Origin of the sequence: Citrobacter sp. Cf125 (genome assembly GCF_030333935.1) — a bacterium.
In the GTDB taxonomy this organism is placed as follows: Bacteria; Pseudomonadota; Gammaproteobacteria; order Enterobacterales; family Enterobacteriaceae; genus Citrobacter; species Citrobacter freundii.
This window is the reverse complement of the sequence record NZ_JAOWEY010000025.1, coordinates 809,999-834,728: the sequence shown is the minus strand read 5'-3', so window position 1 is coordinate 834,728 and position 24,730 is coordinate 809,999. Positions and strand designations below refer to the sequence as shown.

The window sequence follows — 24,730 nt, the reverse complement described above, 5'->3', positions numbered from 1 at the left end:
CATGTTATTGCGCAGGGTCTGGAATACCCAGTTTGGTATTCAGGTGACCACGTGATTTATTAAAGATTTTATTGCCATTTTCACGCCCCGCGCGACGACGCCGTTGTTCCTCTTCCGGCAACTCACTCTCTTCGCTACACAGCTCGCTACAGCAGCCTTTATATTTCTGCGCACAAGCCGGGCACTGAATAAACAACAGATGGCAGCCATCATTTTTGCAATTAGTATGGCTGTCGCACGCCGTGCCGCACTGATGGCAATGTGCGATAACATCTTCAGAGATCCTTTCGCCCATGCGCTCATCAAAGACAAAGTTTTTACCGATAAAACGCACCGGAAGTCCCTGCTCACGCGCCTTGCGGGCATACTCAATAATACCGCCCTCAATGTGCCAGACTTTGCTAAATCCATTGTGTTTCATCCAGGCGCTAGCTTTCTCACAGCGGATCCCACCCGTGCAGTACATCACGATTTTTTTATCTTTATGCGCCTGCATCATTTCAACCGCTTTCGGTAACTGATCGCGGAATGTGTCTGCCGGGATCTCCAGCGCATTCTCGAAGTGACCCACCTCATATTCATAATGGTTGCGCATATCAATGAATACCGCTTCAGGATCGTCAAGCATGGCATTCACCTCTGCTGCCTTGAGATAATCCCCCACGTTGCTGGCGTCAAAGTCTGGATCGTCAATACCATCCGCCACGATACGTTCACGGACTTTCATACGCAGTACCCAGAACGATTTACCGTCATCATCCAGCGCAATATTCAGACGTAAATCGTTCAATGCAGGATCAAACGCATAGAGTTGCTGGCGAAATGCCTCGACGTTGCTTTGCGGTACGCTGATTTGCGCGTTAATTCCTTCATGGGCAAGATATACTCGCCCGAAGACGTTCAATGCGGTGAACATCTGGTACAGTGCATCACGCGTGTGCTGAGGATTGGCAATGGTGAAATATTTATAGAATGAGATCGTCGTACGCGGCTCGGTCTCGGCCAGCATTTTGGCTTTGAGGGCGTCGTTCGAAATGCGGTTGTGTAACACTGGCATGGTGTACGTATCCTGCAAATAGGGAATAAATGAAAATCGGCGGCATAATAAAGCAAACATCGCCAATTTACATCCACACATTTTACGCTACATTTCATACTTCACTATAAAGTTGCAACAACAATTGCGGAATTAATCACCGTTCTCCCGTCACAAATTTTTGATACGCGCGAAAAAATGCGACAATACAGGGAATTGGTCGTTTGAAGACAGGATAGACATGACGAATTTACCCAAGTTTTCGGCTGCGTTACTGCATCCACGTTATTGGTTAACCTGGCTGGGTATTGGCATCCTTTGGTTAATCGTGCAGTTACCCTACCCCATCCTCTTTAAGTTGGGCTGTGCATTAGGTCGACTGGCGCTACGTTTGATGAAACGTCGGGCAAAAATTGTTTCCCGAAATCTGGAACTGTGCTTCCCGCAGATGAGTGAGCAGGAACGCCAGCAGATGGTCGTCAAGAACTTCGAATCCGTGGGCATGGGCGTAATGGAAACCGGGATGGCCTGGTTTTGGTCCGATAAGCGTATTTCACGCTGGACTGAAGTGATCGGGATGGAACATATCCGTGACGTTCAGGCGCAAAAACGCGGGATCCTGTTAGTGGGTCTGCACTTTCTGACTCTGGAACTGGGTGCGCGTCAGTTTGGTTTGCAGGAGCCGGGTATTGGTGTGTATCGCCCTAACGACAACCCGCTTCTCGACTGGCTACAAACCTGGGGCCGTATGCGCTCGAATAAATCAATGCTCGATCGTAAAGACCTGAAAGGGATGATTAAAGCGTTGAAAAAGGGCGAAGTGGTCTGGTACGCGCCGGATCACGATTACGGCCCTCGTGCCAGTGTGTTTGTACCACTTTTTGCCGTTGAACAAGCCGCAACAACCTCTGGGACCTGGATGCTTTCGCGCATGTCCAATGCCTGCCTGGTACCGTTTGTTCCTCGCCGCAAACCTGACGGTAAAGGGTATCAATTGATTATGCTGCCTCCGGAGTGTTCACCGCCTTTGGATGACGCAGAGACCACTGCCGCGTGGATGAACAAAATTGTTGAGCAATGCATCATGATGGCGCCAGAGCAGTATATGTGGCTGCATCGTCGCTTCAAGACGCGCCCTGAAGGTTCTCCTTCCCTGTACTAAAACACTGTTGCAGCCCTGTGGGCTGCAACACCTTCCCTGCCTGCTTTAGGTTTAACTGCTATCCGCATTGCAGCAACTATCAACCAGGCGCATAATTAGCCTGCTTACTTATATTCAATCGATAGCGCAAACAGCGCGCCACACTGCGGAACGCTATGTCACCCTCAGATGCTCCCATAAACTGGAAACGCAACCTCACTGTTGCCTGGTTAGGTTGTTTTTTAACCGGCGCAGCATTTAGCCTGGTCATGCCCTTTTTGCCACTTTACGTCGAGAGTCTCGGCGTCACGGGACATAGCGCACTGAATATGTGGTCAGGCCTGGTCTTCAGCATCACCTTTCTTTTTTCCGCCATCGCCTCTCCTTTCTGGGGTGGCCTTGCCGATCGCAAGGGGCGAAAAATCATGCTGCTACGCTCTGCGTTGGGTATGGCTGTTGTGATGCTGCTGATGGGACTGGCGCAAAATATCTGGCAGTTCTTGATCCTGCGCGCCTTGTTGGGGCTGCTTGGTGGATTCATCCCCAATGCGAATGCACTGATCGCCACCCAGGTTCCACGCAATAAAAGCGGCTGGGCACTGGGAACGCTTTCCACCGGTGGCGTTAGTGGCGCACTGCTCGGGCCGCTAGCGGGCGGCCTCCTCGCGGATCAGTACGGACTGCGTCCCGTATTTTTCATCACCGCCAGCGTGCTGTTGGTCTGCTTCATCCTGACGCTATTTTTTATCCGCGAGCGTTTCCAGCCGGTGAGCAAGAAGGAAATGCTGCACATTCGTGAAGTCGTGGCCTCTTTAAAGAACCCCAAACTGGTGCTGAGCCTGTTTGTCACCACTTTGATCATTCAGGTAGCCACCGGTTCTATCGCGCCAATACTGACACTGTACGTTCGAGAGTTGGCTGGCAACGTCAGCAATATTGCGTTCATCAGTGGGATGATAGCCTCTGTCCCTGGCGTTGCGGCATTAATCAGTGCCCCTAAACTTGGCAAATTAGGCGATAGGATTGGCCCGGAGAAGATCCTGATCGTCGCGCTGATCGTTTCCGTGTTACTGCTAATTCCAATGTCATTTGTCCAGACGCCCTGGCAGCTTGGTATTCTGCGCTTTTTATTGGGGGCGGCCGACGGCGCTCTGCTCCCGGCGGTACAAACGCTGCTGGTCTATAACTCGACTAATCAAATAGCTGGACGTATTTTCAGTTATAACCAGTCATTTCGCGACATTGGTAACGTAACAGGGCCTCTAATGGGGGCAGCGATATCCGCCAACTACGGTTTTCGTGCTGTATTCTGTGTGACCGCAGGAGTCGTACTGTTCAACGCCCTGTACTCGTGGAATAGCCTGCGCCGTCGTCGGAGTACAGAGGTCGTGGGATGATTTATATATTTATATTCTTAGGTTCAGAATAAAAATTATCTCACATGACATATATTTCAGTCTTAATGATAATAGTAACACACCTTATTTCTGCCAGAATTTTTGGCTTCATACAAAGCGGCATCAGCATATGAAACAACTTTATCCGCTGATTCATCATCAATTTTACTGCAATATACACCGATACTTATCGTCATTTTTTCTTTTAAATCATATGAATTTGGTATTGTCGTACCATTCTCGACATTTCGCCTAATTCGTTCTGCAACAACAATTGCCTCATCTTTATCGTTACACTTAAGAAGGATCGCAAATTCTTCGCCACCTACTCTGGCAAAAATATCCGTATCTCTGATTGATTTATTGATAATATCGACAATGCTGATTATTACTCTGTCACCTTCCTGATGACCGTAGGTATCGTTAATCCGTTTGAATTTATCAATATCCAGAACCATTACACACACTGCACCTTTTGCTAAGGATGATTTTAATGACTTATAGAATAATTTACGATTATATATTTTAGTCATTGCGTCTTTAATAGCTGAGTCCCTTTCTTTTTTTAAGATGATGAAGGTGTTGTACATCAGTATTGAGATTATACACAGGGCACTTATCACCTCAATCCCCCGGCTAACATACCAAATATACATGCTATATTCATCCAGGCTCAGAAGTAGTACATTGGTCAATATTGCTGAGCAACACAGTAGCCCTATACTTTTCCACAAGATGTTGTGCGTTTTGGTTTTAATGATTAAATACAACAGGACCAGTCCCCAGGATACAATAAGCGAATAAATGTACCCAATATGCCAGTGCACCGTGACATTATCAGGCTTCAGGCTTGTTATCTCGAGTGTAAAATTAGGGTTGTAACTGGCCAGAGTGTGCGCCATCACCGCGATCACTAGCATAATTAAAAATGACAGAACGATATAGCAAGGTTCTCTTTCTTTGGTTTCAATAACTGTCGATGATATTTTATAAGATTTCAATGAAACAAATAGCAGAGCGATGAAACTAATCTGCCGAAAGTAATAGAATATAGCTATATCGTTAGTTCTTTTTTCGATTGATGCATGATCATTAATCAAGTCCTGAACGATGTAGATAGTCTCGACGAAAAATATGTTATTGCCAAGAAACGCCATGCCTAATATCATGAGGCAGGTGAGATCTTTTCTACAAAGATACTGAAATAACATAAACAGGAAAATTATTCCATATAAAAAGAACAACCCTACAATTATAATCAGATATACAGTTTGTGGGACACTTTGCATCGTTAATTTAAATTGTGTAAGACACAAACCACCAAGAACATAGCTAGCCAAACAGATTATATAGAAAGCCATTAACCTTCCATTATTTGAATTATAGTTATCCATAACAACCTTAAGGTAATTCTTAATTTTGCATTTTATATAATAAAGCATAAGATTTTGCAAACTATTATACCCGCACAATTTCAATAACATTAATTCATTTCTTATTTAATGGTTTCTTATAGATTTATAACCTTTGTCATTAATAATCTTTTATTATGTATACTATTCCAGTATCACTCGCACCATTCACAACCCCTATACGCAAAAGACACTTTGTCACTTCCAGAGACACCACTAAGTTTAGCCACTTTCATTGATTACCTCTGCAACACTTCCGTATTGGGCATTAATTTTCTCCTTTATTTTGATTGAGTTATGCAATATTAATTCATAAACGTTCGCATTCCCCCTCTAAAACACATAAAAATTGGTGTTTAAAACTGAAGATTTTCTAATATAACGCCAACTTTTATTTATTTGATTTTCATTACTGCATTGCAAACCACATACATTACTCTTTTTTCTTGAATTTTTGTCCTGATATTACGTAGGCTTCAGTATCTGCCAATGTAAATTTTTTCATAAACTACCGAGGTTACTTTCACCTGCTCTCGTTGGCATTGCAGGCAGTAATCATCTGATTGAGTTAGCCACGCAGCTAACGGGTTTGACGCTGTGCGGATCGCCGTCTATAGATTGAATCATCCCCCTTTATTGTTCGCCTTAGGAGAAGAAATATGGCAAAGAATGACATGAATTTTTATGCCACGTTGGAAGAGGCTATTGATGCGGCTCGTGAAGTGTTTCTGGCTGATAACCCTGACCTTGAGTCAGACGATGCCAGCGTTCAACAGCTAAGCATCCAAAAATACGTGCTACAGGATGGCGACATTATGTGGCAGGCGGAATTCTTTGCTGACGAGGATGATGTAGATGGTGAATGTCTACCAATGCTGAGCGGAGAAGCGGCTCAGAGCGTTTTTGATGGCGACTATGATGAAATTGAAATTCGCCAGGAGTGGCAGGAAGAAAATACGCTTCACGAATGGGATGAAGGTGAATTCCAGCTGGAACCTCCCCTTGATACCGAAGAGGGGCAGACCGCAGCCGATGAATGGGATGAGCGATAATTACTCGTAAGGTCCATGATGTATGTCGAGCGGCAGCAGCAACGTATCAAACACCAGCGAAAATGGCAGATCGAGGATCGTGACGTAGCGCCATGCCGAGTCCCGAACATCCCATTGCACGCCAGGATAGTATTGATTTCCGTGTCCTTGCCCTGGGATGGTACGACTAATAATGCTGCCGCATCCGCTCAGGAAGAAGATCATTATTCCTACAGCCAATATTCGCACCTACTACCTCACGACCCATTCTATTCAATATAAAAAAATACCGGCACCAGGCCGGTATTTTCACGTTACAGAACGCTTATTTTTTCCTGAGCGCCAACGGGTTCAGAGTCAATCCCTGATAGTAGTTCACCCACGAAGAATACTTATCAGGTGAATTCCAGACGCGATAATGTAAACGTGCCATGGTCACCGGATCGCTCAACAATACAAGGCGGCGATCGCGATTCAGTTTCTCCGGCGTTTCGTTCAGCGCCTGTTCCACATGACGATCGCGTGCAATCTCCAGCACGTTGCTGGCGCGGTGGCGTGCAGTCGCCATGGCCGTGGCCAGTGCGTTAAACGACGGGTTAAACACCGCATGCATAAAGCCATCGTCCAGCGTACGTTTACGGTTCATCACCAGATAAGTATCGGTATCCACCAGCACCTGCGGCGGGGAATACTCTTCCGGGATCAGGAACAGCTTCCAGCGCTTGGTACGTAACCCCACCGTGGAACGGCTGGAAATCACTGAAACAAACGGCGACAGGATCAGCGAGAAGACAATCGGTGCCAGCCAGAACAGGAAACGCAGATCCAGCCAGGCCATACCCACAGCCCACACCAGCCCCAACAGTAACTGAGAACCGTGACGCATAAATGCTTCACCCCACGGGGTGGAATCGTCATCGCGCTGCGGCGAATTCCACACCACTTCCCAACCGAGGAAAGCGCTCACGACGAAGACGGTATGGAACAGCATACGCACCGGTGCCAGCAGCACGGAGAACAGAACCTCCAGCAGCAGCGATAGCGTAACGCGGATAAACCCGCCGTACTCTTTCGTCCCTTTACACCAGATGAGCAAAATACTCAGCAACTTCGGCAGGAACAACAGCACCATCGTTGAAGCAAACAGCGCGATCGCCAGTTCAGGTCGCCATTGCGGCCATACCGGGAATAGCTGACGCGGTTGCAGGAAGTACTGCGGTTCCGTCAACGCATGCACCACCTGCAATGCGGTAGAGAGCGCGAGGAACATAAACCACAGCGGCGCGGACAGATAGGACATCACACCAGTCAGGAACACCGCACGGTGAACCGGGTGCATCCCCTTAACCAGGAACAGACGGAAGTTCATCAGGTTGCCGTGGCACCAGCGACGGTCACGCTTGAGTTCATCCAGCAGGTTCGGCGGTAGCTCTTCATAAGAGCCCGGCAGATCGTAGGCAATCCACACGCCCCAGCCAGCGCGACGCATCAAGGCCGCTTCCACGAAGTCATGGGAGAGAATCGATCCCGCAAACGAACCTTCGCCCGGTAACGGCGCGAGCGCACAGTGCTCGATAAACGGCTTCACGCGGATAATTGCGTTGTGGCCCCAGTAGTGTGATTCGCCTAACTGCCAGAAGTGAAGCCCGGCAGTAAACAGCGGCCCATAAACACGGGTCGCAAACTGTTGACAGCGCGCATACAGCGTATCCATACCGGAAGCCTTCGGCGAAGACTGGATAATCCCGGCATTCGGATTCGCTTCCATCAGGCGCACCAGGCCGCTCAGACAGTCACCGCTCATCACTGAATCCGCATCCAGCACAACCATGTAGCTGTACTGATTTCCCCAGCGACGGCAGAAGTCATCAATGTTGCCGCTTTTACGCTTCACGCGACGACGACGACGACGGTAGAAAATCTGTCCTTCGCCCTGCACTTCGGCAATCAGCTCCATCCACGCTTTTTGTTCTGCCACGCAGATATCAGGATTGTAGCTGTCGCTCAGAATGTAAACATCGAAATGCTCAGCGTTGCCCGTTGCTTTGACCGACTCCCACGTGGCGCGAAGTCCCGCGAATACGCGATCAACGTCCTCGTTACAGATAGGCATAATCAACGCCGTACGGTGTTCAGGATTCAACGGTTCATCCCCGACCGTTGAGGCCGAGATACTGTACTTATCCCGTCCAATCAGCAATTGCAGGAAGCCCATCAGCGCGGTCCAGAACCCCGCTGATACCCAACAGAAAAGTACGGCAAACAAAATAAGAATGCCGGTCTGGAGCATGTAGGGCAGCAGTTGCATAAAGGAGACCCACAAATCCTGCCCCATCATGTCTGCAGGATTAATGAATGCCCACCCCTGATAAGGAAGGATCGTCTTCATATACCAGGTTGCAACGACCGTTTGCGCCAGCGTTAAGATCAACAGCGTATAGCGGCGGATGGTGCCTACGGTACGCCATTTTTGCTCGCTCTCTTGTTCTTCTTTGGTCAAACGCGAAAGATAACGCGGTGTCACATCACGCCCACGCAGACGATCCCAAAAACGCCCAACCGGGTTGGTACGCCAGGGATCGGGGAACATAGAGGTACGTGTTGCTTTTGGCATCGCCTGTAACTGATCGCGCTCCTCATCGTCCTTAACCAACTGCTCTTTAGCCAGAGAATCCGGCCATGCTTGCTCAAGACGAGCTTTTACAGAACCCTGCGGTGAATCATCTTCGCGCGAGTACGTACGATGCTCAGCATCCAGCGCCTGATGAACGGCGCGGATGTCAGTTTTCGGCAGTGCCGCTTTTTCGATATCCGAAAGCGGCATTGCGTCAATATACTCAGTTGTCTTATTCATTGGCAGGTAACTGGTAGCTCCAGGTTTCACTCAGCGTCTGATCTGCATTGACCAGGGCAGCACGCATTTCAGTGGTTTTCTTCACGTCTTTCACTTTCACGCGCAATACCAAACGCCAACCTTTAGTGACCGGGTTGTAGCGCACGGTGTTTTCAACGATTTCACCGTTGTCACCAATACTGGTTTGTGCAGTAACCGGCGTATCCTGCGGCAGCTTTTTCATATCGGTGCCGGAAAAGTCCACCACAAACGCGATGGTACCGTCAGGCTGACGAATGAGATTGGACTGTTTAACATCACCGGTAGAACGACGTGTCTGCTGTACCCAAGCGTTATCAGGCGCATGAAGCTTGTCTTCATCACGCGTGAACGTCAGGGTATATTTAAAGTTCATTTCTTTACCGGCTTCAGGCAGCTGATCCGGGGTCCAGTACGCAACGATGTTATCGTTCGTTTCATCGTTAGTTGGAATTTCAACTAACTCAATCTTACCTTTGCCCCAATCGCCTTTTGGCGTGATCCAGGCGCTCGGGCGCAGATCGTAACGATCGTCGATGTCTTCAAAACGCGAGAACTGACGGCCACGCTGCAACAGACCGAAACCTTGCGGATTTTCCATAGCAAAGCTGCTCACCGCGAGATGTTTCGGGTTATTCAGCGGACGCCAAATCCATTCGCCGTTGCCAGCGTGGATGGACAAACCGTTAGAGTCATGCAGTTCTGGACGATAGTTAGTCGTCGGAGAAGGCTGGTTCGGTCCATACAGGAACATACTGGTTAACGGTGCCACGCCAAGTTTGCCTACTTTGTCGCGCAGATAAACTTTGGACTGAACATCGACTACCGTGTCACGACCAGGAATGATGACAAAGCGATACGCTCCGGTTGCACGCGGAGAATCCAGTAAGGCATAAATGGTTAAACGTTTATCAGTTGGTTTCGGACGCTCGATCCAAAACTCACGAAAGCGGGGAAATTCTTCACCAGAAGGCAGAGCGGTATCAATCGCGAGACCGCGCGCAGAAAGGCCGTAGACCTGGCCTGCACCCAGAACACGGAAATAGCTGGCACCGAGCATGCTGACGATTTCGTCGTTTTTATCTTTGCTGTTGATCGGATACAGCACTTTGAACCCGGCGAAACCGAGATCTTTTACCGTGTCTTTATCATGCTGAACATCGCCGAAATTAAAGTAATCCGGGCTGTATTTGATTCTTTTCACCGCAGTAGCGGTCACTTCGTTGATTTTGACCGGCGTGTCGAAGTACATACCCTGGTGGTAGAACTCGAGCTTAAATGGGGTCTTGAGATTGCTCCAGTAGGCTTTATCGCGATTAAACTGGATCTGCTGATAATCCGCATATTTCATGTCGCGGAAAACGGAGGGCAAGTTACTTTTTGGCGCCTCATAGCCTTTATCGGCTAAGGATTGAGCTTGTTTTGCAACATCATCAATGCTGAATGCCCAGCTTGATGATGTGTACAGCGTTAACATGACTGCTGCACCCAACCAACGCATTTTCATCATTTGTAGTTTATGTTTCATAATTAGTAAGCACTTCCCCCTTTGTGTGCTTATATTGATCCGATCCATTTTAATGGATAATCGGGTATTCCGACAACTGAATCCCTGTATTGTTCGCGCGCTGGCTCATGGTTTAAGCAGGTTCGTCTGCCTGTTTTCACTTTGCGTGCTTATCCTGGAGACAGGTTGTTAGACTTCGTGTAGGGTTGCCCTCGAATGTAACCATTATTCGTCTTAGGGATAAGACGAAAAGTCTGAGAATACATAACTGTCTATGAGCTCTGTATCACCACCACGCGAATATTTTCTTGACTCCATCCGTGCCTGGCTAATGTTGTTAGGGATCCCGTTTCATATTTCATTGATCTACTCCACCCACACATGGCACGTGAACAGCGCAGAACCATCGTGGTGGTTGACCTTGTTCAATGACTTTATCCATGCTTTTCGCATGCAAGTCTTCTTTGTCATTTCGGGTTATTTTTCCTACATGCTATTTCTACGCTATCCGATAAAGCGCTGGTGGAAAGTGCGTGTAGAACGCGTGGGGATCCCTATGCTGACCGCGATTCCACTGCTTACGCTGCCGCAATTTATCATGCTGCAATACGTGAAAGGCAAAGCAGACAGCTGGCATACCCTCAGCGGCTACGATAAATACAACGCGCTGGCCTGGGAGCTGATTTCCCATCTGTGGTTTTTACTGGTTCTCGTGGTGTTAACAACCCTGAGCATGTGGGTGTTTACCCAGATGAAACACAGATTGACGCAAAGCGACGTCGGCAGCGCGCCTGCGGTGTCAATGACGAAGTTAACGCTGATTTTTGCAGTGCTGGGTTTCGGTTATGCCGCCGTCAGAAGGACGATTTTCATCCTCTACCCTTCGATTCTCAGCGATGGCATGTTTAATTTTATCGTTATGCAAACGTTGTTTTATGTGCCTTTCTTTATGCTCGGTGCGCTGGCGTTTATCAATCCTAATCTGAAAGCGCTGTTTACCACGCCATCACGCGGCTGCACACTAGGCGCCGCATGCGCATTTGTCGCATACCTGTTCAATCAACGTTACGGCAACGGCGATGCCTGGATGTATGAAACTGAATATGTCATTACCATGGTCATGGGCCTGTGGATGGTGAACGTCGTCTTTTCACTTGGTCACCGTTTGCTGAATTTTCAGTCAGCCCGCGTAACCTATTTTGTCAACGCATCTCTGTTTATCTATCTGGTGCATCATCCGTTAACGCTGTTTTTTGGCGCTTACATCACACCGCATATCAAGTCGAATCTGCTGGGTTTTCTCTGCGGTCTGCTGTTTGTGGTCGGGATTGCAGTAATACTGTACGAAATCCATTTACGGATCCCGGTGCTGAAGTTTCTCTTTTCGGGTAAACCACCCGTCAGGCAGGATAAAAACAAGGCCGTGGCCGGTTAGTTTTCTTGCATTGAATGGTTCAGAGCAACCATTCAATGGGCAACACGGAGGCCAACTTTACCAGCACCCGCTTCCAGAATCCTGTGGCGGGTTCTTTTTTCAGTACCTGTTCACTACCAGAATGTCTGTCGACCCAATTGATTCTTCCCCACCGATCAAGACGTAGTTGCCAGGCCATTTCACGCTGGCTTTGCATAAAACGTTTATGAATCAACTCGGCCAGTACTTCACTCTCAATCACAAACCCCATTTCCGTATTGAGCAGCGTTGAACGGGGATCAAAATTAAGCGAGCCGATAAACACTTTACGACCGTCAATACTGAAGGTTTTCGCATGCAGGCTGGAGCCTGAATTACCGGTTAATCCCCGGTCATGTACTGCTGAAACGCGATCGCGGGTTGGTTTGAGCTCGTATAACTCCACACCGTAGCGCAAGAGCTTTTTTCGCCAGCGTGCATAGCCTGCGTGAACGACTGCGACATCATTCGCCGCCAGAGAATTAGTTAAAATCGCGATCTTAACGCCTTTTCTCACCAGTCTCAGGAGCTGCGCCACACCGGCGCGAGTTGGTACAAAGTAGGCGGAAATAATATCAATACGCTCGGTGGGAGATCCCATCACGTCAAACAAACGCTGCGGTAATAGTGAGTGGCGCGGCGCTTTCCCCTCTCCTTTTGCGGGATCATCACTCAGCAAGCGCGTTCTCGCCCAAATCAGCGGTAGCGACCTCTGATCGAGGTGGGTCATAAACTGGCTGGTTTCCAGCTTATGTAGATAGCGACGCGTGATGTCATCGTTATACCAGGATTCTGGAAGTTCGATTTTTTGCGTTGAAGCTGGCTCAGCCACCTCAAGTACGTTTTGCAATGTTGAAACCGAGCGGCAGTGCCAGTAACGCTCAAAGTCGTCTGCAACATCCTGGACCACCGGCCCGATAGCCATAACATCCAGATCGGAAAACAGCGGTTGTTCGCCTGTACCAAAATAGGCATCGCCGATATTTCGCCCGCCCACGAGAGTTACGACGCCGTCAGCGGTATAACTTTTATTGTGCATACGTCGATTCAACCGGGCAAAATCGGTTAAATAGCCTAGTGCACGCAGGATACGAAAGGAAAAGGGATTAAACAGACGGATTTCTATATTAGGGTGATTGTCCAGCAAACGCAGCGTATCATCCAGACCTGGCGTGTTGTTATCATCCAGCAACAAACGCACCCGGACGCCCCGCTTCGCCGCGGCCAGCAAAACGGAAAATAGCAATAGCCCGGACATGTCGCTTTCCCAGATGTAATACTGAACATCCAGGGTACGTTCCGCCATTTCCGTCAACCGATAGCGAGCAGCAAATGCATCCAGGCTGTCATCCAACGTCAGAATGCCGCATTCTCCCGGGTGGTTTTCACAAAGTGGCGTGATGGCACGCTCAAGTCGCGTCATATCAGTCCGTGCGTTCATCGCCTTGCTGGGTAAGTAATCTCTTGTATAGCCGAGCGTTTTCTTCATCAAAGCACACGAAGTATATTTGATCGGGAAGCGTACGTCGGGTGATAAATTTCAACACCGTTTTCACCGCGATCTCTGCCGCTGCAGCGCGGGGGTAACCATAAGCACCGGTGCTTATTGCTGGAAAAGCAATGGATTGATAACCATTGGCTAAGGCCAGTTGCAAGCTATTAAAGTAAGCCTCTTCGAGGCGTTCAGCTTCATGATGATCGCCACCCTGCCATACGGGCCCCACGGTGTGGATCACCGCCCTGGCGGGCAAGTTTCCCGCCAGGGTGATAACCGCATGACCGGTTGGGCATTCGCCCTGTTGCTGGATAACCTGTTTGCAGGCCGCCAGCAACGCAGGCCCTGCAGCGCGATGAATCGCTCCATCGACGCCACCTCCGCCCAATAGCGATGGATTCGCCGCATTGACAATCACATCAACAGCGATCGTCGTAATATCGCCATGTAACACATGAACACGTGATTGCATAAGTTCCCCCTGACCAAACACTATTTGTTAAGTGTACAGCAGGGTTTTCCCCGAAATCTCACTTTTTAACCAAACGTGTGCATATGTACGCCGGAATGATTCATTTATATTCAATGTTAAGAATTGCCATGTTTTTCTGTTCATTGAGATAGTGCATTTTGACTGTGGCAATTTGCTGCACATTTTGAGGGGCAGTCGCGACCTGTTGCTGATTGTAGAGACTATTACGGGTGGTGCCGTCGCGCATACATGACAATTCAATTTGCTGCTGCCGAGCGTTAACATCGCAAGGTGATTCAACTATTGCACCGCGAAAATGAATAACCCCGCCGGTTGAGATTTGTTGCGCCATTGCGGGGAGGGTAAAAAGAGAAATGCTGCACAAGCTGATACTTAAAAAACGCTTTAATAATGTACACATAAGGGTTCCTCAATGATTAGCCATCCTTGAGGGATCGAAATGATCCTTCGCCGCTGTGATTAACGATCAAATTAAAACGTTCAAACGTCTCTATATTCATAGAACAGCAGTGCATTCCCAGCCACACCCTTAATGCAAATACAGCAAAAAAATCATTGGTGACTGTTTGAGTCTGGCCATTGCTGAGACAGATGCAGAGACTGCCCATCCGAAACGGTAACGATAATTTTGACCGAATCCTCAGGTGAAATATTAAAGCTCAGTTTAGTTAATTCAATCGGCCGATTAGCGGGGACCGAAAGGCTTGTTTTCTGCTGCGATTGGCTTTGTCCCCCGGACCCTTTACGTATGGCGAGGACTTGTACCTCACATACGCACGGTTGAGTTAACGTCACCTGAGGAATAATGGTGTACATATCACCTTGCTGAGTTGTATTGAATGTTATTTGATTTGCCAGCGCGGCAATGAGTAATAGCGTATGCATCATATTCTCCCGAAAAAAAAACAGGGCTCACGCCCTGTTTATTATCAGTCAGAAAACTGAATTAGTGTTGGTTAGCTGTAGCGTTGTTACCAAAGCCAACCTGCTGAATCAGCACATTGGAGTCAGAGGCTGTCTGATTAACCAACGCACCGTTACGGCCACCGAACTGGGTCACGCTAATATCAGCATTTTTTGCATTCCACTGATCGATAGTGGCACTGTTCTGGAAGCCGGTCTGTTTCAGGCTAATGGTACTGTCATCAGCACCCTGACCAACAACAGCTCCGTTGCCACGCCCGTGTTGTGTGATGGTGACATCTGATTTACGCGCATCACTTTGCAGAGCACTTGCAGAGTTGTTTGACCCATATTGGTAGATACTCAGTGAAGAGTCTGGGCCATAATTACTGCCACCACCATGATGATTGCCGCCCCATTGCGGAACAACACCAGCCAGAGCACTGCCAGAAACTACGATTGCTGCGAATGCTGCCACTTTTAAAAGTTTCATGGTAAACCCCCATCGGATTGATTTAAACGTCGTTAATGGATTAGCGTTGAGTCACGCGAATTGCCATTTGCGACTGTCTCTGCACCACAACTGCTGTTTTTTGTGTACCGTACTGGGTAATATTGGCTTTATTACCAGAGCCTTTCTGGATAATTACCGCCGTATTACCGTATGAACCTTGTTTAATACTCGCATCATTGGAACTACCCGTTTGATCAATATATGCAAAGTTATATGATCCCGTCTGGTCTGTTTTCGCTCGATTACCAGAACCTTCTTGCGAAATGACTGACAATAACTTCGAGCCCCCCTGGCGGGTATTTGCACTGTTCGCAGTGCCAACCTGACCAATAATGGCTGCCTGATTAAATGAAGACTTACTTAATTCATTTACCGCAAAGTTATATTCTGAATTAGCTAAATCATAACTTGTAGTCGCGGCTGCAATCCCAGGCACACCCAGCATTGTAAACATCATAAATAACAACTTGTTTTTCATGTTGTCACCCTGGACCTGGTCGTACATGAAGTTAAATTAATTACCACTCAAATTGTTGTTAACATGACTTACATTTGTTAACGCCACGTTACGATGAAGAGTATGTCTGCGGAAACATTTTAAATAACTCACCCGCCAGTTGTATTTTTATATTCAGATTCACCCCAAAGTACTAATTAACAGCGAACAATACCGTTACAGCTCTGGATTTCATTTCTTTTTTAACCCGGTGAATGAATTTCTATGCAGTAACAAAAAAAACGCGTTTTCCGCGTTTTCTGGGCCTCGTAGCGAGGTACTTCGATAGTTAGCAGTACAAGTCGTGACAAGCGTCATTTTTTTCTATCTAAAATTGTCCAACTTAAAGTAAGACGAAAAGATCGGAATTCATTAGAAATCAAAAACCATCTAAGCATAAATTTAACTCTTAATAATCAATACCATATTATAATTTGTATGATTTTTTAAATCTATGCAGTATCGCCAAAATGTACAACTTTACTATCAAATCTAAACTTCTAAAAAACCCAAAAATCACATTTTAATATATAAATTTACATTCTGTAACATGTTTAACACTTGCTTTAAGATTTGTAATAGCTAGATTGAAATCAGTTGAAGTCCATTTGTTTTAATATTTTCACCCCGTTGGGTCGATATTTTATTTCTACACAGCAGTGCAACATCTGTCAGTACTTCTGGTGCCTCTATTTTAGTAGAGACAGCTGTCAGGTGTGCGACTAAAAAAGTGGAGTTTCATCATGTTTAATGAAGTCCATAGTATTCATGGTCATACATTATTGTTGATCACTAAACCATCCCTGCAGGCAACTGCGTTATTACAGCATTTAAAACAATCGCTGGCGTTAACCGGAAAACTACATAATATTCAACGTTCTCTGGATGATATTTCCTCCAGCTGCATTGTTCTACTGGACATGATGGAGGCAGACAAAAAACTGATCCATTACTGGCAAGATAATTTGAGCAGAAAAAACAACAATATAAAGACGTTATTGTTGAATACCCCAGATGATTATCCTTATCGGGATATTGAAAACTGGCCGCATATCAATGGCGTATTCTACGCAACGGAAGATGAGCAGCGTGTCGTCAGCGGATTGCAAGGTGTGTTGCGTGGCGAATGCTACTTTTCACAAAAGCTCGCCAGCTACCTGATCACGCATTCCGGGAACTACCGCTATAACAGCACGGAGTCGGCATTACTTACGCACCGTGAAAAAGAGATCCTTAATAAACTGCGTATTGGCGCCTCAAATATTGAAATCGCGCGTTCACTATTTATTAGTGAAAATACGGTTAAAACACATCTTTATAATCTTTTCAAAAAGATAGCTGTCAAAAATCGTACGCAGGCGGTCTCGTGGGCCAATGATAACCTCAGGCGATAAAGCCATGAAAAGCTATTTGTCCTGGATTGTGGCAGCAAATTTGTTCCTTGCTGCCGGGAATCTACACGCTGCTGTAGAGGTGGAGGTTCCCGGACTGTTGACTGACCACACTGTCTCTTCTATTGGCCATGATTTTTATCGTGCCTTTAGTGACAAGTGGGAAAGTAAGTACACAGGAAACTTAACCATTAATGAAAGGCCCAGTGCACGTTGGGGAAGTTGGATCACCATAACTGTCAATCAGGACGTTATCTTCCAGACTTTTTTATTCCCGACGAAAAGAGACTTCGACAAAATTGTGGTCTTCGCATTGGCAGAAACTGAGGAAGCATTAAATCGTCGGCAAATAGATCAAACGCTATTAAGTACGAGCGATTTAGCGCGCGATGAATTCTAAAACATGATTTTGTCCGGAGGCTTTCATGCGTGTCAAACATGCAGTGGTTTTACTCATGCTGATTTCACCATTAAGTTGGGCCGGAAATATGACGTTCCAGTTCCGCAACCCTAACTTTGGTGGCAACCCAAACAACGGCTCTTTTTTACTGAACAGCGCTCAGGCGCAAAACTCGTATAAGGATCCGAGTGCTGGCGATTACGGGATTGAAACCCCATCAGCACTGGATAACTTTACCCAGGCAATACAGTCGCAAATACTCGGTGGCTTGCTCACCAATATCAATACCGGTAAACCGGGGAGGATGGTAACCAGCGATTTTATCGTTGATATCGCCAACCGGGATGGGCAACTGCAACTGAATGTCACGGACAGGAAAACGGGGAGAACGTCGACTATTGAAGTGTCGGGTTTACAAAATCAGTCGACCGATTTCTAAATTATAGCCACGAAAGGAAAAAATCATGCAGCGCTTACTTATCATGGTGGCAGTAATTTTACTCAGCGGATGTTTAACAGCTCCGCCTCAAGAAGCCGCTAAGCCGACATTAATGCCCCGGGCCCAAAGCTATAAAGATTTGACGCATCTGCCTATGCCTACAGGTAAGATCTTTGTGTCGGTATACAACATTCAGGATGAGACTGGCCAATTTAAACCTTACCCGGCAAGTAACTTCTCTACCGCCGTCCCGCAAAGCGCCACGGCTATGCTTGTCACCGCATTGAAAGATTCTCGTTGGTTCGTCCCTCTGGAACGTCAGGGGCTACAGAACTTGCTGAACGAACGTAAAATCATTCGAGCGGCTCAGGAAAACGGTACGGTTGCGATTAATAACCGGATCCCGCTACAGTCCCTGACCGCGGCAAACGTCATGGTGGAAGGGTCAATTATCGGTTATGAAAGCAACGTTAAATCGGGTGGTGTCGGTGCGCGTTATTTCGGTATTGGCGCCGATACGCAATACCAGCTCGACCAGATAGCGGTAAACCTGCGCGTAGTTAACGTCAGCACCGGTGAGATCCTGTCGTCAGTGAACACCAGTAAAACCATTTTGTCTTATGAAGTACAGGCTGGAGTGTTCCGCTTTATTGACTACCAGCGTCTGTTGGAAGGTGAAATTGGCTACACCTCTAACGAACCGGTTATGCTTTGTCTGATGTCAGCGATTGAAACAGGCGTTATCTTCTTAATTAATGACGGCATCGATCGCGGATTGTGGGATTTGCAGGATAAGAAACAAGTTGATAATGACATTCTGGTTAAATACCGCCATATGTCGGTACCGCCAGAATCCTGATGGATCTTTACTGCATAAAAAGCGTGAGGAAAACCCTCACGCTTTTTTATTTACTGGTCAGCGTCGGCGATATTCGATTTTCACGGCGAGATGCCAGCCACAGACCACTGTTTTTCATCGCATAGCCGAATACCAGGCCCAGTACCAGTGACGGTACAACCAGTCGCCAGTCGCCCTGCCCTGCAAATGTTGCACATGCGCCAATAAACGTGCCCGGTACAAATGAAAGCAACCATTGCTTTGCCTGGATACACATCAGAAACGCGACAATTCCCGTCATGACATAACCAATAATGTCCATATGCGGGGCAAGCGCGCTACCGTTAATAATCACCAACGCCCACACCACACCGCTTAGCAGCGTACACGCCGAGATCCACAGTCCTTTTAGCCCACCTTGCGGGCAGGCGAAATAGGCCGTGCACCCCAGAAAGCCAGCCCAACTGAGTAAGCCAAGAGAAACGGCCACCCATCCCCAGATCCCAGAGAGAATGCCCGTTGTGATTGCAATTGAGAGAAGTATGTTCATGCCGCGTATCTTAGCAGAAAAACGGCATAGGAATGAGATCGTGCACACAATTTATGCAAGCATATAATTTGCGTTGCAGTTTAAAGTGATTTAAATCACATTTATTCGTCAGTATCTTCCTGCAATTCGTCCCACATTGCACTAATAGCATCACGTGTTAGCGGCGCCATGGTACGCCAGAACGGCGTGTTTGCGTGCGCCTCAACTTTGCCAAGGAACGTACCACACCAGGGCAGCAGGTAGTCTACAAACAAGGTTTCAAGCGCCTCACTTTCATCTTCCGCAGACTGGTCTTCAAGCCATGAAGCCGCCAGCAACAGCGTACCAATGTGATCTGCCGGCGTATCTGCCAGCGGCATGCCGCGGGCAGAAAGAAATGCACGAACATCCGATTCTTTCGCCCCTTCTACCCAGGCGCTACGATAAGGCGGCACAGCACACTCTTCACCGACAAACAGCGCGTTGTAATCTGCAGCCAGTTGGGGCATATCGCAGCTCTTCTGCAGACGAGTGAGCAGTTCGTCCTGTTCCAACGGCCAGTTGGCGGACAGTTTACCTTCACTAATTAAGGTAAACAGGGGAACCAGTAAAGGGTCCTGCGGTTGGCGATAAAACAGCGAGCCCAGTACACGACACAGGATAGAAAACTCGTTCATTGATATATTCCAGTTAGTAACAATTACAGTTCAGCAAATTCCGCGATCGGCTCCATGCCTCGCGATTCCAGAAACGCCAACAGGCGTTTAGGTGTGACGTTTAAAATTCTGTCTTCAGGGAAATTAACATCATCCAGGATTTTACGGCATTCGCCAAACTCTCCCAGCGTGAAAGCAGTATGTGAATCCGACCCTAACGCCACCCAGCCGCCAGCATCGCGCACAGCCGCAGCAACCGCACGACAATTATCCTCACTGCCCTTACGCGAATGCAAAAACGAAGAGTTATTGATTTCCAGTGCAACCTGGTACTTTGCCGCCGCTTGGGCAATTGCAGTAATATCAACCGGATACTTGGGATTTCCCGGATGGCTAATGATGTGCACATTACCGCTGGCCATCGTGGCTATCATTGCCTGGGTATTGGTTTCTTTATCGTGAGGTGCAAAAACTGGCTCATGGAAGCCCGCAATAATGAGGTCCAGAGAGGTAAACATCGGACCTGAACAGTCAATTTCGCCTTCAATATTCTTAATATTCGCCTCAATGCCGCGCAGGATCCCTACGCCATCTACAACACGTGGCCAAATACGCATATTGATAAAGTGCCAGTGGTGAGGCGCGTCCGCCATGTCCGGTCCATGATCGGTAATAGCAAACAGCTTGATGCCTTTGCGACGGGCTTCAGCGATGTAATCACTTAAGGTGCTGTAGGCGTGGGTGCTGGCGACGGTATGCATATGCAGGTCAACGGGATACATAACTCTCTCCTGTAGTCATTTTTCGTCAAGGATAGCAGGTATCGCCGCTATTTATTAGCTGAAACCCGGCATCCGCCGGGTTAGCATTAGTATCCCCGAACGCGATCGACCTGACCCGTAACGGATTTCCCGCTCTCAAGATCCAAAATCGTGCGGGAGATATAGTCCACCGCCTCCGCCGGGCGCGTTACCGCGGCAATATGCGGCGTCATTGCCACACGCGGATGTTTCCACAGAGGACTGGTTTCCGGCAGCGGTTCACGGCTATAGACATCCAGCATGGCACCTTTCACCTTGCCGCTGTCCAGCGATGCCAGAAGATCGTCTTCATTGAGATGAACGCCACGCGCCAGGTTCAGTACGTAGGCGCCATCCAGCAATTGGCTAAGTAAATCAGCGTTAATAATACCTATGGTTTCTGCCGTATTAGGCAGGAGGTTGATAAGCACACGAGTTTGGCTCAAAAACGCGCCCAGTTCCTCAGTACCGGCGAAGCTTTCCACGCCAGACCAGGATTTACGCGAACGGCTCCAGCAGCGCAGTGGGAATCCCCATGCTTGCAGGCTTTCGGCAACTTTTGCGCCCAATACACCTGCCCCCATGATCCCGACGGTAAACTCCTCACGAGTATATTCTGGCAACGGTTGCCATTTCGCCTGATTTTTCAATGCCTGATAATCATCAAAGCGACGAAACCAGTGCAGCACCTGACTAACCGCATATTCCTGCATTTGCAGGCCCATACCCGTATCTTCCAGACGGAAAAGCGGGATCGACGCATCCAACATTTCCGGATGAGCATTGAGTTTACTGAGAATAGAATCGACGCCCGCACCCAGCGCAAATACGGCTTTTAATTTTCGTCCTGCGAGCATTTCAACCGGCGGATGCCAGACCAGCGCATAGTCAGCATGTGCATTATCACCCGCTTTCCACTCACGAACGTTTGCACCAGGTATTGCCTTTGCCAACGCATTAATCCACCAGGTCGTATCGAATGTTGGGTGATAGAAAATTATATCCACATTGTCTCCTGAACATTGTTGTGCGGAACTTTCTCGCACTTATTATCATCATTTTCCGAGGGAACATCAGAGTAGCAAATTTTAGGATGCTGGCAAAAAAAACAATTCCCGCTTATTTATGCTCCATGTTGCTTGAAGTTTGTGTAAATGCACATTTTTTTCAAAAAGTTGATTGACGACGGGGCGGTGTTTCCCCTACATTAGCGCCCGTTCCGGTAGCACAGGAACAACAATATGGTGAGGTGTCCGAGTGGCTGAAGGAGCACGCCTGGAAAGTGTGTATACGGCAACGTATCCGGGGTTCGAATCCCCGCCTCACCGCCATATCTTAAGAAGAGCTCGTACGCAAGTACGGGCTTTTTTTTCGTATGTTGCACAGCATGGCGGGTATGAGAAGCCCGGACCGGGGTTCGACTACTGGCGCAGCCAGTTGGACAGACTGAGAGCACAGCGAACAAGCTGCCCGCAGGGCGAGCGAAGCGAGTCAATCCCCGCCTCACCACCATATTTAAAGAAGAGCTCGTATGCAAGTACGGGCTTTTTTTTCGCATATTGCATAGCCTGGCGGGGATGAGAAGCCCGGACCGGGGTTCGACTACTGGCGCAGCCAGTTGGACAGACTGAGAGCACAGCGAACAGGCTGCCCGCAGGCGAGCGAAGCGAGTCAATCCCCGCCTCACCGCCATATTTAAAAAAGAGCTCGTACGCAAGTACGGGCTTTTTTTTCGCATATTGCACAGCCTGGCGGGGATGAGAAGCCCGGACCGGGGTTCGACTACTGGCGCAGCCAGTTGGACAGACTGAGAGCACAGCGAACAGGCTGCCCGCAGGGCGAGCGAAGCGAGTCAATCCCCGCCTCACCGCCATATCTTAAGAAGAGCTCGTACGCAAGTACGGGCTTTTTTTTCGTATGTTACACAGCCTGGCGGGGATATCGCCCCGCTCAAGGTTTCTGCTCTACTTATCGCTGGTAGCGGCATGCATGAGACTTATCATGCCGGATTTCTTCATCAAATCACGCCAGATCCTCCGGTCCAGATTGCAGGTAATGACCTTCATAGCGGTTTACTCTTTCTCAAGCAACCAGCAGCGGAAGCCATCACCCATTGCCTAGTCCTGCGCAGTTTGCCCGCCAATACTCCCGGTTGTGCTGAGATATCAGCAAGCTGGTGGAGCATCGCTTTAATTTATTCCAGCGCGGCATTGCACCCGGTAATGATGCGCTTAAGCAAGGAATGCTGGCCAGGTGTTGTGAGTCCGGCAGCATCACGAATGGTGTGTAATACAGGGGTGTAAGCATCGATCGATTTCGTCGATCGATTACGTAAAAATTGATCTGCAAAATGAATTATCCCGCATGATTGTCCCTGTGCCACAATCTCTAAAACGAATTTAACTGATTGTTTATAAATCTAATTCCTGTCTTATTTAGGAGCGAACACCTTTTGTCCTGGAAGCTCGGCAGGGAAATAGCATAAAGGATGATGTGATGAAGAGATGCGCACGGTGTAATAAGAAAAGGAGCGTCTTTGAACAGTGGCTCTCACTCGATAAAGAATTCTGCGACGAGTGCTTATTTGATATTGACGAGGAAATCAGGGAAAGGCAAATACTCCCCGTCAGACGTCTGAAAGATGATCCAGCCCGCAATACAAATCGGAAGTCTTCCCCTTGATTTTTATCATCATTTTATAGATACGATTATGATAAATTTCACCTTGTTTTTTATATCACCCTGACTGTAAATGAGATTGAGTACTGTAACAGCACACGTTTCTCTTAAGAGCAGGTACATGCCAGAGTGAAGGGTTGACAATGCTCTTCAGAAGAACATGTCGGTATGGCAAGCAAGGATACACATAAATGGTAAAGTTTCTGCGAAATGGACCCGCAGTTGTTGTTCTGGCATTTATATTATGGGGCCTGATCCCATTGTTTTATCAATATCTATCTGGCGGAGCCCTCGCTGAAATTTTGATCTACAGAGTTTTCTGGTCTATACCTCTATTACTGCCAATAAGATTATTATTTCGTAAGAGAACGTTTTTTCGCGATTTACTGAAGGATAAAACCTCCTTCATATCCTGCATGATAGCAGGCTTGCTAATGGTAATTTCGTGGTCAGCTTTTATTTATGCATTAACAAATCATAAGGTACTTGACGCCAGTCTGGGATATTTTATCAACCCACTTATTGTCATTTGCCTTGGCTGTGTTTTCCTTAAAGAAAAACCATCATTATTTCAACTTATAGCAGTAATATCCGGTGCATGTGGTCTTGGCTATCAGATTATTTCCGCAAACAGTTTTCCTTCACTAGCGTTAATCATGGGGTTTTCATTTGCATTGTACGGACTGGCGCGAAAATTTATCCATTACGATGCAATAACCTCAATCACGCTTGAAACATTCTGGGCTCTACCTGTTGCTCTTTTCATCTTTATCTATACTGGCTCGAGTATAACTACATCATCTGACATCTCTCTGTTCCTTTATATATTAACCGCTCCCGTTACAGTAATTCCGTTAGTGTTATTTGCAGTAGCGCTAAATCGTACATCTCTTATTGTGACAGGTCTTGCTCAGTATATAGAACCATCTTTGCAATTTCTCATTGCCATACTTATATTTGGAGAAGTTATTAATTACTCCGAGCTATTTTGTTTTTCAGCGGTATGGTTTGGATTGTTGCTATGTATATTTGAGAGTCTTTACTATCATTACCGACGTAATCCTCCACGGTCTGAAAGTAATCATCCTGCAGGCACTTTACGGTGATGTACATGCCAGAATATAAAACTCAGTACGCTTATTCGTTTCCCTGGAACACGCGCTCAGGTATGAATGAGTAAACAACTCGAGTTTGTTTATTCAAGATTACCACGTCATTTAGGTACATAGGACAGTTGACTGCATGTTC

Annotated in this window: 25 protein-coding genes, 1 tRNA gene and 1 other RNA gene; 12 read left to right on the top strand and 15 right to left on the bottom strand. The window is 47.5% G+C overall.

Annotated elements, in window-relative coordinates:
• Positions 1 to 4: 4 nt before the first annotated feature.
• Complete coding sequence (gene trhO, locus OGV89_RS20615; protein WP_003846819.1) at positions 5 to 1,057, bottom strand: oxygen-dependent tRNA uridine(34) hydroxylase TrhO; 1,053 nt, start codon at positions 1,055 to 1,057, stop codon at positions 5 to 7.
• Positions 1,058 to 1,277: 220 nt separating this feature from the next.
• Between trhO and OGV89_RS20610 the strand changes: the two genes are divergently transcribed.
• Positions 1,278 to 2,198, top strand: coding sequence for a Kdo(2)-lipid IV(A) acyltransferase (locus tag OGV89_RS20610; RefSeq protein ID WP_003036136.1), 921 nt, complete (start codon positions 1,278 to 1,280; stop codon positions 2,196 to 2,198).
• Between the two features lie 155 nt (positions 2,199 to 2,353).
• Complete coding sequence (gene mdtG / locus OGV89_RS20605) at positions 2,354 to 3,574, top strand: multidrug efflux MFS transporter MdtG (protein WP_003036133.1); 1,221 nt, start codon at positions 2,354 to 2,356, stop codon at positions 3,572 to 3,574.
• 62 nt (positions 3,575 to 3,636) lie between these two features.
• Here the strand turns inward: mdtG and OGV89_RS20600 are convergent, their stop codons facing one another.
• Positions 3,637 to 4,968 (bottom strand): sensor domain-containing diguanylate cyclase, encoded by a 1,332-nt coding sequence (locus tag OGV89_RS20600; RefSeq protein WP_181825633.1) that lies wholly within the window; start codon positions 4,966 to 4,968, stop codon positions 3,637 to 3,639.
• A gap of 692 nt (positions 4,969 to 5,660) precedes the next feature.
• Between OGV89_RS20600 and OGV89_RS20595 the strand changes: the two genes are divergently transcribed.
• Positions 5,661 to 6,038 carry a MysB family protein gene (locus OGV89_RS20595; protein WP_032936472.1) on the top strand — a complete coding sequence of 126 codons (378 nt, stop codon included), beginning with the start codon at positions 5,661 to 5,663 and terminating at the stop codon, positions 6,036 to 6,038.
• Here the strand turns inward: OGV89_RS20595 and OGV89_RS20590 are convergent, their stop codons facing one another.
• From OGV89_RS20590 to mdoG, 3 genes are all read right to left on the bottom strand, one after another.
• Positions 6,039 to 6,266, bottom strand: coding sequence for a YceK/YidQ family lipoprotein (locus OGV89_RS20590; RefSeq protein ID WP_003832117.1), 228 nt, complete (start codon positions 6,264 to 6,266; stop codon positions 6,039 to 6,041).
• A 76-nt stretch (positions 6,267 to 6,342) separates the two neighbouring features.
• Complete coding sequence (gene mdoH, locus OGV89_RS20585) at positions 6,343 to 8,871, bottom strand: glucans biosynthesis glucosyltransferase MdoH (RefSeq protein WP_046670457.1); 2,529 nt, start codon at positions 8,869 to 8,871, stop codon at positions 6,343 to 6,345.
• Complete coding sequence (mdoG, locus tag OGV89_RS20580) at positions 8,864 to 10,399, bottom strand: glucans biosynthesis protein MdoG (protein WP_003836790.1); 1,536 nt, start codon at positions 10,397 to 10,399, stop codon at positions 8,864 to 8,866. The genes mdoH and mdoG overlap by 8 nt, the downstream gene beginning before the upstream one ends.
• A 271-nt stretch (positions 10,400 to 10,670) precedes the next feature.
• Between mdoG and mdoC the strand changes: the two genes are divergently transcribed.
• Positions 10,671 to 11,831: a glucans biosynthesis protein MdoC gene (gene mdoC / locus OGV89_RS20575; protein ID WP_213180853.1), complete on the top strand. Its 1,161-nt coding sequence runs from the start codon at positions 10,671 to 10,673 to the stop codon at positions 11,829 to 11,831.
• A 19-nt stretch (positions 11,832 to 11,850) separates the two neighbouring features.
• On the opposite strand, the gene OGV89_RS20570 is transcribed toward mdoC, so the two are convergent.
• The 6 genes from OGV89_RS20570 to csgB form a co-directional block, all read right to left on the bottom strand.
• Positions 11,851 to 13,338 carry a phospholipase D family protein gene (locus OGV89_RS20570; protein WP_088732299.1) on the bottom strand — a complete coding sequence of 496 codons (1,488 nt, stop codon included), beginning with the start codon at positions 13,336 to 13,338 and terminating at the stop codon, positions 11,851 to 11,853.
• Positions 13,274 to 13,816 carry an O-acetyl-ADP-ribose deacetylase gene (gene ymdB / locus OGV89_RS20565; RefSeq protein ID WP_003036110.1) on the bottom strand — a complete coding sequence of 181 codons (543 nt, stop codon included), beginning with the start codon at positions 13,814 to 13,816 and terminating at the stop codon, positions 13,274 to 13,276. Before ymdB ends, OGV89_RS20570 begins: the two co-directional genes overlap by 65 nt.
• A 100-nt stretch (positions 13,817 to 13,916) precedes the next feature.
• Positions 13,917 to 14,237: a YmdA family protein gene (locus OGV89_RS20560; protein ID WP_003836793.1), complete on the bottom strand. Its 321-nt coding sequence runs from the start codon at positions 14,235 to 14,237 to the stop codon at positions 13,917 to 13,919.
• 152 nt (positions 14,238 to 14,389) lie between these two features.
• Entirely contained in the window at positions 14,390 to 14,722 is a 333-nt protein-coding gene (csgC, locus tag OGV89_RS20555; protein ID WP_003036101.1) for a curli assembly chaperone CsgC, read from the bottom strand.
• A 61-nt stretch (positions 14,723 to 14,783) separates the two neighbouring features.
• Positions 14,784 to 15,233, bottom strand: a complete 450-nt coding sequence (gene csgA, locus OGV89_RS20550) for a curli major subunit CsgA (protein WP_003846828.1) — start codon at positions 15,231 to 15,233, stop codon at positions 14,784 to 14,786.
• A 40-nt stretch (positions 15,234 to 15,273) separates the two neighbouring features.
• Complete coding sequence (gene csgB / locus OGV89_RS20545; RefSeq protein WP_003036094.1) at positions 15,274 to 15,732, bottom strand: curli minor subunit CsgB; 459 nt, start codon at positions 15,730 to 15,732, stop codon at positions 15,274 to 15,276.
• A 761-nt stretch (positions 15,733 to 16,493) separates the two neighbouring features.
• On the opposite strand from csgB, the gene csgD reads away from it, so the two are divergent.
• From csgD to csgG, 4 genes are read left to right on the top strand one after another with little or no spacing between them, the layout of a single operon-like run.
• Positions 16,494 to 17,144 (top strand): biofilm master transcriptional regulator CsgD, encoded by a 651-nt coding sequence (csgD, locus tag OGV89_RS20540; RefSeq protein ID WP_003036091.1) that lies wholly within the window; start codon positions 16,494 to 16,496, stop codon positions 17,142 to 17,144.
• A gap of 4 nt (positions 17,145 to 17,148) precedes the next feature.
• On the top strand, positions 17,149 to 17,541 hold the full coding sequence (gene csgE, locus OGV89_RS20535) for a curli production assembly/transport protein CsgE (RefSeq protein ID WP_003036087.1): 393 nt from the start codon (positions 17,149 to 17,151) through the stop codon (positions 17,539 to 17,541).
• A gap of 25 nt (positions 17,542 to 17,566) precedes the next feature.
• Positions 17,567 to 17,980 (top strand): curli production assembly/transport protein CsgF, encoded by a 414-nt coding sequence (csgF, locus tag OGV89_RS20530; protein ID WP_003036084.1) that lies wholly within the window; start codon positions 17,567 to 17,569, stop codon positions 17,978 to 17,980.
• A 25-nt stretch (positions 17,981 to 18,005) separates the two neighbouring features.
• Positions 18,006 to 18,839: a curli production assembly/transport protein CsgG gene (csgG, locus tag OGV89_RS20525; protein WP_003036082.1), complete on the top strand. Its 834-nt coding sequence runs from the start codon at positions 18,006 to 18,008 to the stop codon at positions 18,837 to 18,839.
• A 46-nt stretch (positions 18,840 to 18,885) separates the two neighbouring features.
• Here the strand turns inward: csgG and OGV89_RS20520 are convergent, their stop codons facing one another.
• The 4 genes from OGV89_RS20520 to ghrA form a co-directional block, all read right to left on the bottom strand.
• On the bottom strand, positions 18,886 to 19,368 hold the full coding sequence (locus OGV89_RS20520) for a DUF1097 domain-containing protein (protein WP_008320293.1): 483 nt from the start codon (positions 19,366 to 19,368) through the stop codon (positions 18,886 to 18,888).
• Positions 19,369 to 19,469: 101 nt separating this feature from the next.
• The gene (locus tag OGV89_RS20515) at positions 19,470 to 20,024 is read right to left on the bottom strand and encodes a TorD/DmsD family molecular chaperone (RefSeq protein WP_003836798.1); all 555 of its coding nucleotides are present in this window, start codon (positions 20,022 to 20,024) and stop codon (positions 19,470 to 19,472) included.
• 23 nt (positions 20,025 to 20,047) lie between these two features.
• Positions 20,048 to 20,785, bottom strand: a complete 738-nt coding sequence (locus tag OGV89_RS20510) for a phosphatase (RefSeq protein WP_003836800.1) — start codon at positions 20,783 to 20,785, stop codon at positions 20,048 to 20,050.
• Between the two features lie 86 nt (positions 20,786 to 20,871).
• Positions 20,872 to 21,810, bottom strand: coding sequence for a glyoxylate/hydroxypyruvate reductase GhrA (gene ghrA, locus OGV89_RS20505; protein WP_032948969.1), 939 nt, complete (start codon positions 21,808 to 21,810; stop codon positions 20,872 to 20,874).
• 236 nt (positions 21,811 to 22,046) lie between these two features.
• Here ghrA and OGV89_RS20500 point away from each other — a divergent pair.
• The 4 genes from OGV89_RS20500 (at position 22,047) to rarD (ending at position 24,588) form a co-directional block, all read left to right on the top strand.
• Positions 22,047 to 22,134: transfer RNA gene (locus OGV89_RS20500), tRNA-Ser, on the top strand.
• Positions 22,135 to 22,539: 405 nt separating this feature from the next.
• A non-coding RNA gene (locus tag OGV89_RS20495) (RtT sRNA) lies at positions 22,540 to 22,676 on the top strand.
• 112 nt (positions 22,677 to 22,788) lie between these two features.
• Positions 22,789 to 23,106, top strand: a complete 318-nt coding sequence (locus OGV89_RS22930) for a hypothetical protein (RefSeq protein ID WP_128295736.1) — start codon at positions 22,789 to 22,791, stop codon at positions 23,104 to 23,106.
• 567 nt (positions 23,107 to 23,673) lie between these two features.
• On the top strand, positions 23,674 to 24,588 hold the full coding sequence (gene rarD / locus OGV89_RS20485; protein WP_181825636.1) for an EamA family transporter RarD: 915 nt from the start codon (positions 23,674 to 23,676) through the stop codon (positions 24,586 to 24,588).
• The last annotated feature ends 142 nt before the right edge of the window (positions 24,589 to 24,730 follow it).

Excerpts from the sequence above, each read along its gene's own strand:
- mdoG (WP_003836790.1), bottom strand. The coding sequence starts at position 10,399 with ATGATGAAAATGCGTTGGTTGGGTGCAGCAGTCATGTTAACGCTGTAC.
- trhO (WP_003846819.1), bottom strand. The coding sequence starts at position 1,057 with ATGCCAGTGTTACACAACCGCATTTCGAACGACGCCCTCAAAGCCAAA.
- csgC (WP_003036101.1), bottom strand. The coding sequence starts at position 14,722 with ATGCATACGCTATTACTCATTGCCGCGCTGGCAAATCAAATAACATTC.
- OGV89_RS20610 (WP_003036136.1), top strand. The coding sequence starts at position 1,278 with ATGACGAATTTACCCAAGTTTTCGGCTGCGTTACTGCATCCACGTTAT.
- csgE (WP_003036087.1), top strand. The coding sequence starts at position 17,149 with ATGAAAAGCTATTTGTCCTGGATTGTGGCAGCAAATTTGTTCCTTGCT.
- OGV89_RS20510 (WP_003836800.1), bottom strand. The coding sequence starts at position 20,785 with ATGTATCCCGTTGACCTGCATATGCATACCGTCGCCAGCACCCACGCC.
- mdoH (WP_046670457.1), bottom strand. The coding sequence starts at position 8,871 with ATGAATAAGACAACTGAGTATATTGACGCAATGCCGCTTTCGGATATC.
- OGV89_RS20515 (WP_003836798.1), bottom strand. The coding sequence starts at position 20,024 with ATGAACGAGTTTTCTATCCTGTGTCGTGTACTGGGCTCGCTGTTTTAT.
- csgD (WP_003036091.1), top strand. The coding sequence starts at position 16,494 with ATGTTTAATGAAGTCCATAGTATTCATGGTCATACATTATTGTTGATC.
- OGV89_RS20595 (WP_032936472.1), top strand. The coding sequence starts at position 5,661 with ATGAATTTTTATGCCACGTTGGAAGAGGCTATTGATGCGGCTCGTGAA.
- mdtG (WP_003036133.1), top strand. The coding sequence starts at position 2,354 with ATGTCACCCTCAGATGCTCCCATAAACTGGAAACGCAACCTCACTGTT.
- csgG (WP_003036082.1), top strand. The coding sequence starts at position 18,006 with ATGCAGCGCTTACTTATCATGGTGGCAGTAATTTTACTCAGCGGATGT.
- csgB (WP_003036094.1), bottom strand. The coding sequence starts at position 15,732 with ATGAAAAACAAGTTGTTATTTATGATGTTTACAATGCTGGGTGTGCCT.
- csgA (WP_003846828.1), bottom strand. The coding sequence starts at position 15,233 with ATGAAACTTTTAAAAGTGGCAGCATTCGCAGCAATCGTAGTTTCTGGC.
- OGV89_RS20600 (WP_181825633.1), bottom strand. The coding sequence starts at position 4,968 with ATGGATAACTATAATTCAAATAATGGAAGGTTAATGGCTTTCTATATA.
- OGV89_RS20560 (WP_003836793.1), bottom strand. The coding sequence starts at position 14,237 with ATGTGTACATTATTAAAGCGTTTTTTAAGTATCAGCTTGTGCAGCATT.
- csgF (WP_003036084.1), top strand. The coding sequence starts at position 17,567 with ATGCGTGTCAAACATGCAGTGGTTTTACTCATGCTGATTTCACCATTA.
- OGV89_RS22930 (WP_128295736.1), top strand. The coding sequence starts at position 22,789 with ATGCATGAGACTTATCATGCCGGATTTCTTCATCAAATCACGCCAGAT.
- mdoC (WP_213180853.1), top strand. The coding sequence starts at position 10,671 with ATGAGCTCTGTATCACCACCACGCGAATATTTTCTTGACTCCATCCGT.
- rarD (WP_181825636.1), top strand. The coding sequence starts at position 23,674 with ATGGTAAAGTTTCTGCGAAATGGACCCGCAGTTGTTGTTCTGGCATTT.
- OGV89_RS20520 (WP_008320293.1), bottom strand. The coding sequence starts at position 19,368 with ATGAACATACTTCTCTCAATTGCAATCACAACGGGCATTCTCTCTGGG.
- OGV89_RS20570 (WP_088732299.1), bottom strand. The coding sequence starts at position 13,338 with ATGAAGAAAACGCTCGGCTATACAAGAGATTACTTACCCAGCAAGGCG.
- ymdB (WP_003036110.1), bottom strand. The coding sequence starts at position 13,816 with ATGCAATCACGTGTTCATGTGTTACATGGCGATATTACGACGATCGCT.